The sequence below is a fragment of the Meiothermus hypogaeus genome, assembly GCF_003574035.1.
In the GTDB taxonomy this organism is placed as follows: Bacteria; Deinococcota; Deinococci; order Deinococcales; family Thermaceae; genus Meiothermus; species Meiothermus hypogaeus.
The window spans coordinates 1-9,619 of sequence record NZ_QWKY01000099.1; the positions used below are offsets into that span (position 1 = coordinate 1).

Below are 9,619 nucleotides of genomic sequence, written 5' to 3' on the forward strand. Positions count from 1 at the left end.
CCGCGTAGCGGAGGGCGATACCGCCCCTTGGAAGGGAGACGCTTTCTTCGCCGACCGACAGTGAAGGGCCATCGGCCCCCGGCTAGCGCCGGTACTCAAGGGAGGGGTGTGCTCTAGGATTCAAAAAGACAGCCTCTGGTGTTTTTGGTTTTGTAAACTGTCCTTTTGAATCCGGTATCAGATGCCGCCAACAAACAGCCGGGAAGGCGAGGGTTCAAGGCTAGAGGTCGAATAGCCCTTCGACCTTAGAGCTTCAGCTATCGGCAACATTCACCACGTGCGTCTGATGGGGGGTCTCGAGGATAAGCTGGGGCTTGAAGCGCACCACATCAGCGGAGACGAAATGCAAGGGGACGCCGTTCCAGCTTTTGGGAAGCCGCTCGGGGTCGGCCCCGTGCAGGTGCCCGTAGACCACGCAGGTAGGCTGATACTGGTCGATCAACTCGGTAAAGCCGGTGGGGCCGCCGGTGGGGCCATAGGGTGGGTAGTGCATGGCCAGAATCAGGTATTCATAGTCGTGGCCCTGGATGGTTTTGAGCGAAAGCGCCAGGCGCTCCACCTCTCGTTTGTAGATTTTTTCGTCTTCGGGGGTGAAGTTGTAGCTGCCGGGGGTGTCCCATCCGCGGCTTCCGGCGATGGCCAGGTTGCCGATAACGAGCGAGTCGTGCTGCAAGGCGTGCATTCGAGGGGGCAACACCTGCCTCAAACGGCTAATCGAAGGCCACCAGTAGTCGTGATTGCCCCGCAGTAATACTTTGGTGCCTGGAAGCAGGGCCAGGTCGGCGAGGTCGAGCAGGGCCTCGGGCAGCTTCATGGCCCAGGAGATATCCCCCGCCACAATGACCAAATCGTCCTCGCCCACGGTTTTGCGCCACTCCTCGAACACCGCCTCGGGATGCCCGTCCCATTCGGGCCCAAAGATGTTCATGGGCTTGGGGAAGGCCTTAGAGAGGTGGATGTCGGCAATGGCAAAGACGCGCATAAGTATTGGCTTCTAAAGCTACTGGCGAAAGCCGCAAATAGCAGTGTTTAGTGTCTAGGGTTCGGGCCCGGGCGTCAAGGGTGGGGACCGCTAACTGCGCTCAACCTCGAGACATAATCTGAGAAGTGAAGGATGCCAGCCCCGACCAGGTGTTCTTGTACGCAGTGCGGCTTCTGGGGGCCAGGGCCTACCCGGAGGCGGCCCTGCGCCAGAAGCTGGCCCTAAAAGCCCCACTGGAAGTGGTGGAGGCGGTGATTCAGCGGGTCAAGGGCCTGGGCTATCTCGACGACCGGCAGTACGCCGAGGGCTACGCCCGGCTTTATGCAGGCCGGTGGGGTGCGGCCAAGCTGCGCAGGGCCCTGCTGGAAAAGGGCGTCCCGCGCAAGATTGTTGAAGAGGTGCTGACCGCACTGGCCGCCGAGCAAGACCCGGTTGCCGAAGGGGTGGCCTTGCTGCTGCGTTACCCGGGCCGCCACCGGGGCGAGAAGTCCCGGGCCGTTCGTTTTTTGCTAAACCGGGGCTACGCCTTTACCCATGCCCTGGCTGCCTGGGAGCTTTACCTCGAGCAAGCCGAAAACCCGGAGGGCTAAACCCACTCTCCTGCCCGCATCAGCGGTTCGGACTGCCCGGACTCGGTGATGCCGTCCACGTCTATCTGGCTCGAGCCAATCATCCAGTCAATGTGAATCAGGCTGCTGTTGGCCCCTTTGGCCGCGAGTGCCTCGGGGCTGAGTTGGCTGCCGCCCTCGATACATTCGCTGTAGGCTTGCCCCAGCGCGATGTGGCTGGCCGCATTCTCGTCGAACAGGGTGTTGTAAAACAGCACCCCGCTTTGGGCAATGGGCGAGGAGTGCGGCACCAGGGCCACCTCGCCCAGGCTGCGGGCCCCTTCGTCGGTCTGGAGAACCCGTTCCAGGACTTCACCACCACTCTTGGCTTTGGCTTCCACCACCCGCCCTTTTTCAAAGCGCACCTCAATTTCCTCGAGCAGGCTGCCCTGATAGGAGAGCGGCTTGGTGCTGCGGACATAGCCCTCAATACGGTCTTTGTGAGGGGCAGTGAAGACTTCCTCTGTCGGGATGTTGGGGGTGCAGACTGCGCCGTTTTTGGCCTGCACGGCGCCACCGGCCCAAACGTGGTCGTCGGCCAGCCCCACCAGCAGGTCGGTGCCGGGGCCTTTGAAGTGGAGGGCGCTGTAGCGCTTGTGGTTCAGGTAGTTGACCCGCATGCTCAAGTTCTGGTTGTGGGCTTGCCAGGTGGCCACGGGGTCGGGGGTGTCGAGCCTCGAGGCCTTCCAGATGGCCTCCCAGAGCTTTTGTACGGCTTCCTGCTCCGAAAGCTCTGGAAAAACCACCCGGGCCCAGGCCGGATGGGGGTAGGCCACGATCGTCCAGTTGATGTGGTGGGTGGTGATGAGTTCCATCACGGGCCGGTAGGCCACCGAGCGGGCGCGGTTGGCCCGGGCCACCGACTCCGGGTTCTGGCCCTGAAGCAGGTTGGGATCGTTGCCCGCGATATGCAAACGGGCGGCCCCGCTTTGGAAGGCAGCAGCCATCCCGTCAAAAAGCCATTTTGGGGTTTTGTCGAAGGCGCTTTCGGGGGCGTGCTGGAAACGCAATAGGGTGTTGGCCTCGTCGTCGTAGAGGACGGTAACCAGCGGACTGCCGGCCCGGTAGGCCTGCTCGGCAATCTTTCGGGCCAGGGGCGCTGCCTCGATGGGGGCTGTGATGACCAGTTCCTGCCCCTCCCGAAGCCCCAGACCTACATGTACCGCCACTTTTGCCAGTTGTTGGAGTTGGTGTGCAAAAGCTTCCATCCCTCAACTTTACCCCAACCTTGACGCAAACCCCAGGGCTTGCTACCCTTTGGTCAACATGCGGATTCGTACTCCCCGCAGCTACAAGTGGCACCACCAGCGCTGGTGGCGTGGGTAGGCTCGAGCGTACCTTCTAAGGCAGCGCTTGGGCTTTTCTCGAGGTGTTGGCCTCGAGTTTTTCTTTGTTAGCTAACGATAGTCCATAGTCGATAGTCCATAGTCGATAGTCCATAGTCCATAGTCGATAGTCCAACGACCATAAACCCCCTTTAGAAGAGGTATTCATGCAACTACCCAGCTACCCCCTGCCCGACGCCAGAGGCCGCTACGCCGACTTTGGCGGGCGCTATGTGCCCGAGACCCTGATGCCGGCCCTGGAAGAGCTCAGCGAGGCTTATTTGCACTACAAAAACGACCCCGATTTTTTGGCCGAGTATGACTACTACCTGCGCGAGTATGTGGGTCGCCCCTCGCCGCTCTACTTGGCCGAGAACCTCACCCGTCACCTGGGTGGGGCCAAAATCTACCTGAAGCGCGAGGACCTGAACCACACCGGGGCCCACAAAATCAACAACACCCTGGGCCAGGCCCTGCTGTGCAAGCGCATGGGCAAGAAGCGGGTGATTGCCGAGACCGGGGCCGGCCAGCACGGGGTGAGCGTGGCCACCGTGGCCGCCCTGATGGGCCTGGAGTGCGTGGTCTACCAGGGGGCCGAGGACGTGCGGCGGCAGGCTTTGAACGTGTTTCGCATGAAGCTTCTGGGGGCCGAGGTGCGCCCGGTGGAAAGCGGCACCCGCACCCTCAAGGACGCCACCAACGAGGCCATCCGCGACTGGGTAACCAACGTGCGCGATAGCTTCTATATCATCGGCTCGGTGGTGGGGCCGCACCCCTATCCCATGATGGCCCGCGACTTCCAGAGCATCGTGGGTGAGGAGATCAAGGCCCAGCTCCGGGAGAAGGAGGGGCGCGAGAACCCTGATGTGGTGATTGCCTGTGTGGGTGGGGGTTCCAACGCCATCGGGGTGTTTGCGCCCTTTGCTTACCAGGAAAACCGCCCGCGCCTGATGGGGGTGGAGGCCGCGGGCCACGGAGCAGCCTCGGGGCTGCACTCGCTCTCCATCGGAGCAGGCCGCAAAGGCGTGTTGCACGGGGCTAAGATGTTCCTGCTTTACGACGACGACGGCCAGATTCAGCCTGCGCACTCGGTCTCGGCGGGCCTGGACTACCCCGGGGTGGGCCCCGAGCACAGCTACTATGCCGAGGCGGGCCTAGCCGAATATGTGGGCATCACCGACGAGGAGGCCCTCGAGGGCTTTCAGCTCTTGTGCCGCCTGGAGGGGATTATCCCGGCCCTCGAGTCGGCCCATGCCATCGCCTACGCGGCTAAGCTGGCCCCGGAGATGGAGCCCGAACAGGTAATCGTAATCAACCTTTCGGGTCGGGGCGACAAGGACGTGGTGGAGGTGATGCGCGTTATGGGAGAGGGTCAAGGGTCAAGCGCCGAGGGTCTTGTGCAGGGGGGGCGGTCATGACCACCCGTGAAGCTTTTGCCAGGGCCAAAGCCGAAGGGCGCGCGGCGCTGATTCCCTACGTGATGGCCGGATACCCGAGCCGGGGCGCCGACCTGGAGCTGGTCAAGCAGGTGTTGCCTTACGCGGATTTGCTCGAGGTCGGGCTGCCCTACTCCGACCCCCTGGGCGACGGCCCGGTGATCCAGCGGGCCTCGGAACAGGCTCTGCGGCAAGGGATTCACGTGGCCGACGTAGCCGCCTTCGTGCGGGAAATTCGTGGCCTTACCGATAGGCCTCTTTTCCTCATGACCTATATCAACCCCGTGCTGGCGGTGGGGCCGGAACGCTTTTTCGGTATGTTCAAAGAGGCCGGGGTGAACGGGCTCATCCTGCCCGACCTGCCCCCGGACGAAGACCCCGCGCTGGTGAGCCTGGCGCAGAAGAAGGGCCTCGAGACCACCTTTCTGCTGGCCCCGACCTCCACCGAGACTCGCATCCAGACCGTGGCCCCCTACTGCAGCGGCTTTGTGTATACGGTCTCGGTAGCCGGGGTGACCGGGGCGCGCGACCGGCTGCCCGAGGGGCTGCCGGAGCTGGTTCAGCGCATCCGCCAGGTGACCGATGCCCCCGTAGCCATTGGCTTTGGTATCTCCAACCGGGCCACCGCCCAGCAGGCCGCCCAGGCCGCCGATGGGGCGGTGATTGCCAGCGCCCTGATTCGGGCCCACGAAGAGGGCAGAGGGCTGGCAGAGGTGCTGGGGGAGGTGCGGGCGGGCCTCGGCCTCGAGGGCGTACCCGGCCCGGTGCATTAGAATCAGGCCGATGAAGCGCATTGTGCAGGCTGAGTGTCTGGCGTACATCGCCACCCTGCCCGAGGCTGCTTTTCCCCTCATTTACCTGGATCCGCCGTTCAATACCCGCAAAACCCAGCAGCGCCGCCGTATTCGTGCGGTGGCCGACGCACAGGGGCCACGCAGGGGTTTTGCGGGCAGGCGTTATCGCACCGAGGAGCTTCCGGCCCCGGTCTATCCCGATCGCTACGACGACTTTGTGGCGTTTCTGCAGCCCCGGCTCGAGCAAGCCTACCGCCTGCTGACCCCCCAGGGCTCGCTTTTTGTGCACCTGGACTATCGCGAAGTGCACTACGTGAAGGTGCTGTTGGACCAGATTTTTGGTCGCAGGAGCTTTATCAACGAAATAATCTGGGCCTACGACTACGGTGGGCGCTCCAAAAACCGCTGGCCAGCCAAGCACGACACCCTCCTGTGGTACGCCAAAGACCCACGTCGGTACACCTTCAACTACGAGGCCATCGACCGCATCCCCTACCTGGCCCCCAAGATGGCCGGGCCAGAAAAGGCTGCTCGAGGCAAAACCCCCACCGATGTCTGGTGGATGACCATCGTGCCGACCTCATCCAGGGAAAAAACCGGCTACCCCACGCAAAAGCCCCTGCGCCTGTTGGAACGCATCGTGCGGGTTCACTCCAACCCCGGCGAGACAGTGCTGGACTTCTTTGCGGGCTCCGGCACTACCGGCGAGGCGGCTGCTTTGAATGGGCGGGGTTTTGTCCTGGTGGACCAAAGCCCTGGGGCGGTGGCCGTGATGCAGCGTAGACTGGCCCCCTTCAAACCTGAGATAATCAATCCCGATGCGCCCCATCCTGTACCACAAGCTCGGTAATTTCGAGCTCTGGTTTTTGAGCGACGGCGAGCTGTGGCTGGACGGCGGCTCGATGTTTGGTATCGTGCCCAGGCCCCTGTGGTCGAAACTTGCAATCCCAGACGAGCAAAACCGGGTCCGACTGGGGCTAAACCCCTTGCTGATTCGGGCCCGGAACCACCTGGTGCTCATCGAGACCGGCATAGACCGTAAGGCGGACGAAAAGTTCCGCCGAATCTACGGCCTGAGCGATACCAACCCCTTGCTGGGTCAGCTGGCGCTTTTGGGGGTGGAACCCCAGGACATTTCGCTGGTTGTTCACACCCACCTGCACTTCGATCATGCCGGGCTCAATACCCGCTGGGTGGAGGGACGGCTGCGGCCCACCTTCCCCAAAGCCCGCCACATCGTGCAAAAGCAAGAGCTTGAAGATGCCCTGCACCCCCACGAGCGCAGCCAGGCCAGCTACCGCCTCGAGAATGTCGAGCCTTTGCTGGAAGAGGGGTGCTTCGAGGTGGTCGAAGGCGAGGCTGAAATTCTTCCCGGCCTACAGGTCTTGCCGGCTCCGGGCCACACCCTGGGCATGCAGGTGGTGGAGCTGGCCTCCGAGGGGCAAAACCTGGCCTACACCGGCGATTTAGTAGCCCTCAGCGCGCAGGCCCCTCTGCTTTACATTCCCGCCTTTGACCTTTACCCCATGACCTCCCTACAGACCCGCAAACGCCTGTACGAGCGCTGGCTGGAGGGGCGCTACCTGCTGTGTTTTACCCACGAGCCGGGGCACCCTCTAGGCCGGCTGATGCGCACCGAGAAGGGTTACCAGGCCGAGCCCGTGTATCTGTAGAGGTTGTCCTATCGTGCTTTTCACAGACTGGGCCGTCCGCGAAAACGAGAAGGGACAAAGAGACCTGCCTCGCCGGGGTGACACCAACTTTACCTGGATGGTTATCTTTGAGCGCCGTTCCTATACCCCTTCATCCGGCTACACCCCAGGTGTAGAGAGTCGCGTTCCCATCACTGGTAAATAGCACGGTAGGGGTGTCGCCACCTTCCGCCCAGGGGAGAAGACAAGGGGTTCAAGTGGATTTGGGTTGATATATCCAAAACGTGGACCGGGCCTGGCCCAAGGGTGCTTGGGTTTTGGGTTTCCAGGCCAGTGTTTTGTTCGAGACAAAGGATTCTCAGGATGGCTGGTTTTTGTAAAGAGCGCTCTAGGCTTGCGCTGCCTTCTCCCTTCGCTCCACCAGGGTCAGGATGTCGTAAAGGGCCACAGTCTTGCCCTCCTGATTGGTAATCTCCACTGCCCAGGTCACCACCCCGGTAGGCCGCTCGCCGGGGCGGGGGTCTTTGGCGGTTTTCGACTTGACCGTGAGGCGGGCCTGGATGGTGTCGCCAATGCCCACCGGCTCAATAAAACGCAGGTTCTCGAGCCCGTAGTTGGCCAGCACCGGCCCCGGTGCTGGGCTCACGAACAGTCCTGCCGCCGCCGAGATCAGGAAGTAGCCGTGGGCCACCCGCTTGCCAAAGATGGAGTCCCTGGCCCCGAGTTCGTCTATGTGAGCATAGAAGTAATCGCCTGTAACGTTGGCGAAGTTCACGATGTCGGCCTCGGTAACGGTGCGGCGGTGGGTGAGGAGGCTCTCGCCAACCTCGAGGTCTTCAAAGTATTTGCGGAAAGGGTGGATGAGGTCTTCCTTGACCTGCGCCCCACGCACGTACTCTTCGCTCAAGACCATCAGGGTGGTGGGGTCGGCCTGCACGGCACAGCGCTGCAGGTAGTGCTTGATGCCCCGCACTCCGCCGAGTTCCTCGCCCGCTCCGGCCCGGCCCGGCCCCCCGTGCAACAGCAGGGGGAGGGGAGAGCCGTGGCCGGTGGACTCGCGGGCATTTTCGCGGTTCAGAATTAGCATACGCCCGTGGTGGGTGGCGCAGCCGAAGAAGAGGGTGCGGGCCTCTTGGCGGTTGTACGTGACAATGCTTCCTACCAGGCTCCCCTGGCCCCGACGGGCTAGGGCGATGGCCTCGTCCAGGTTTTCGTAGGGCATCAGGGTGGCCACCGGGCCGAAGGGCTCGAGGTCGTGCGCTGCACTCTCCCAGGGCCTGGGGCTATACAGTAAGGTGGGGGCCATGAAGCCGCCCTTCTCCCAGTCGCCGCCCAGAAGCGTGTGGGAGCCCTCATACGCTACCTCACAGCCCTGTGCTTTAAGCTGCTCGACCACGGCCAGCACGTCCTGGCGCTGCTGAGCCCCTACCAGCGGGCCCATGCCCACCTCCTGGCGGCTGGGGTCTCCCAGTACAACCTTCGCCAGTGCCTGCTGCAGGGCTTCCAGAACAGCTTCGCTTTTGTCTTTGGGGACGATAACCCGCCGAATGGCAGTGCACTTCTGGCCAGCTTTTACGGTCATCTCGCGTGCGACTTCTTTTACGAACAGCTCGAACTCGGGCTCGCCGGGCTCTACCGACTGCCCCAGTATGGCGCAGTTGAGGCTGTCGGCTTCCATGTTGAAGGGCACCGAACGAGCAACCAGGCTGGGATGCACCTTGAGCCTGCGTCCCGTGGCGGCTGAACCGGTGAAGGTGACGTTGTCCTGCTCGTTCAGGTGGTCAAACAGGTCGCCAATGCCCCCGCAAACTAGCTGAATGGCCCCCTCGGGCAGGATGTCCGACTCGAGCATGGCCCGGAAGACCGCCTCGGTCAGGTAGGCGGTCTGGGTAGCAGGTTTAACGATGGCCGGAACCCCGGCAATCAGGCCCGGGGCCAGCTTTTCCAGCATGCCCCAGACTGGGAAGTTAAAGGCGTTGATATGTACCGCCACCCCTTCCTTGGGCACCAGGATGTGCCGGCCCAGGAAAGTGCCCTGTTTGGAGAGCGTCAGGGCGTCGTCTTCGGCCAGGAAGCGCGCGTTGGGCAGCTCGCGCCGCGCCAGCGACGAATAGCTGAAGAAAGTCCCTATGCCCCCGTCTATATCGAACCAGCTATCGTATTGCGTGGCCCCGGTCTTGTAGGAGAGGGCATAGAACTGTTCTTTGCGCGCTTGTAAATACTGGGCTAGGGCCCGTAGCATGGCGGCCCGCTCGTGGAAGGTGTAGCGCCGGAGGTTGGGCCCCCCCACCTTGCGGGCGTACTCAACCATGGCCTTGAAGTTGAGCCCCTCGCTGCTGACCAGGGCCACCGGCTCTCCATACACGGCATCCCGTACCAGGGTTCCTTCGGCGGGGCTTTGGTACCAGGCCCCGGCGGCGTAGCTGCTTATTTTCATGCTAGGTATTCTAACAAACGCTTGTTTGTATGTAAGCAAATAGCTGATGGCGGCTGTGGCTAGCGCCTGAATGTTTCAAGAGATTGAACTGTAGTGAAAAGTATTAAAAAAAGGGCATAAAGTCAGGCTGAAAGGGCAGGAAGTACGGTCAGTAGCTGGGATTTGAGGGTTTTTGCGGCATTGTGCTGTGCTGTCCGCCAAGAAAGATCTGGATGTAGTTGTTTTTGCTGTCGAATAAGGTGTAGGGCCTCGATGGCAAGGTCAGCATGTTTGAGTTGAGCAGCATAGGAACGAGAGAGGCATTTGGATAAACCCAGGTTCTGTTTGAGCAGGCGATGCACCCGCTCCAGATCCCAACGAGCTTTCCAGGCGGCAAGGACTTCTT

Annotated in this window: 9 protein-coding genes; 5 read left to right on the top strand and 4 right to left on the bottom strand. The window is 62.0% G+C overall.

The genetic code is table 11. The features are described 5' to 3' along the window. Positions 1-253: 253 nt before the first annotated feature. The gene (locus tag Mhypo_RS15915) at positions 254-982 is read right to left on the bottom strand and encodes a metallophosphoesterase (protein WP_119342248.1); all 729 of its coding nucleotides are present in this window, start codon (positions 980-982) and stop codon (positions 254-256) included. A 125-nt stretch (positions 983-1,107) separates the two neighbouring features. Here Mhypo_RS15915 and Mhypo_RS15920 point away from each other — a divergent pair, with 125 nt between their 5' ends. Continuing rightward, complete coding sequence (locus Mhypo_RS15920; protein WP_119342249.1) at positions 1,108-1,572, top strand: regulatory protein RecX; 465 nt, start codon at positions 1,108-1,110, stop codon at positions 1,570-1,572. Here the strand turns inward: Mhypo_RS15920 and Mhypo_RS15925 are convergent. Then, entirely contained in the window at positions 1,569-2,798 is a 1,230-nt protein-coding gene (locus tag Mhypo_RS15925; RefSeq protein ID WP_119342250.1) for an aminopeptidase, read from the bottom strand. The genes Mhypo_RS15920 and Mhypo_RS15925 overlap by 4 nt on opposite strands. Positions 2,799-3,082: 284 nt before the next feature. On the opposite strand from Mhypo_RS15925, the gene trpB reads away from it, so the two are divergent. The 4 genes from trpB to Mhypo_RS15945 are packed head-to-tail and all read left to right on the top strand — an operon-like array spanning position 3,083 to position 6,818. Then, positions 3,083-4,333, top strand: coding sequence for a tryptophan synthase subunit beta (trpB, locus tag Mhypo_RS15930; RefSeq protein WP_119342251.1), 1,251 nt, complete (start codon positions 3,083-3,085; stop codon positions 4,331-4,333). Continuing rightward, entirely contained in the window at positions 4,330-5,124 is a 795-nt protein-coding gene (gene trpA / locus Mhypo_RS15935; RefSeq protein WP_119342252.1) for a tryptophan synthase subunit alpha, read from the top strand. Before trpB ends, trpA begins: the two co-directional genes overlap by 4 nt. Before the next feature lie 10 nt (positions 5,125-5,134). After that, positions 5,135-5,995, top strand: coding sequence for a DNA-methyltransferase (locus Mhypo_RS15940; RefSeq protein ID WP_119342253.1), 861 nt, complete (start codon positions 5,135-5,137; stop codon positions 5,993-5,995). Continuing rightward, positions 5,964-6,818 (top strand): MBL fold metallo-hydrolase, encoded by an 855-nt coding sequence (locus tag Mhypo_RS15945; protein ID WP_119342254.1) that lies wholly within the window; start codon positions 5,964-5,966, stop codon positions 6,816-6,818. The genes Mhypo_RS15940 and Mhypo_RS15945 overlap by 32 nt, the downstream gene beginning before the upstream one ends. Before the next feature lie 367 nt (positions 6,819-7,185). On the opposite strand, the gene paaZ is transcribed toward Mhypo_RS15945, so the two are convergent. Together paaZ and Mhypo_RS18410 are read right to left on the bottom strand one after the other, a co-directional pair. Next, positions 7,186-9,234, bottom strand: coding sequence for a phenylacetic acid degradation bifunctional protein PaaZ (paaZ, locus tag Mhypo_RS15950; RefSeq protein WP_119342255.1), 2,049 nt, complete (start codon positions 9,232-9,234; stop codon positions 7,186-7,188). Between the two features lie 122 nt (positions 9,235-9,356). After that, positions 9,357-9,619, bottom strand: a 263-nt coding sequence (locus Mhypo_RS18410; protein WP_420846003.1) for a hypothetical protein, incomplete at its 5' end; no start/stop codon positions are given.

What these genes read in the sequence shown, in the direction of transcription:
- Mhypo_RS15915 (WP_119342248.1), bottom strand. Translation starts at nt 982, where the DNA reads ATGCGCGTCTTTGCCATTGCCGACATCCACCTCTCTAAGGCCTTCCCC.
- Mhypo_RS15925 (WP_119342250.1), bottom strand. Translation starts at nt 2,798, where the DNA reads ATGGAAGCTTTTGCACACCAACTCCAACAACTGGCAAAAGTGGCGGTA.
- trpB (WP_119342251.1), top strand. Translation starts at nt 3,083, where the DNA reads ATGCAACTACCCAGCTACCCCCTGCCCGACGCCAGAGGCCGCTACGCC.
- trpA (WP_119342252.1), top strand. Translation starts at nt 4,330, where the DNA reads ATGACCACCCGTGAAGCTTTTGCCAGGGCCAAAGCCGAAGGGCGCGCG.
- Mhypo_RS15940 (WP_119342253.1), top strand. Translation starts at nt 5,135, where the DNA reads ATGAAGCGCATTGTGCAGGCTGAGTGTCTGGCGTACATCGCCACCCTG.
- Mhypo_RS15945 (WP_119342254.1), top strand. Translation starts at nt 5,964, where the DNA reads ATGCGCCCCATCCTGTACCACAAGCTCGGTAATTTCGAGCTCTGGTTT.
- paaZ (WP_119342255.1), bottom strand. Translation starts at nt 9,234, where the DNA reads ATGAAAATAAGCAGCTACGCCGCCGGGGCCTGGTACCAAAGCCCCGCC.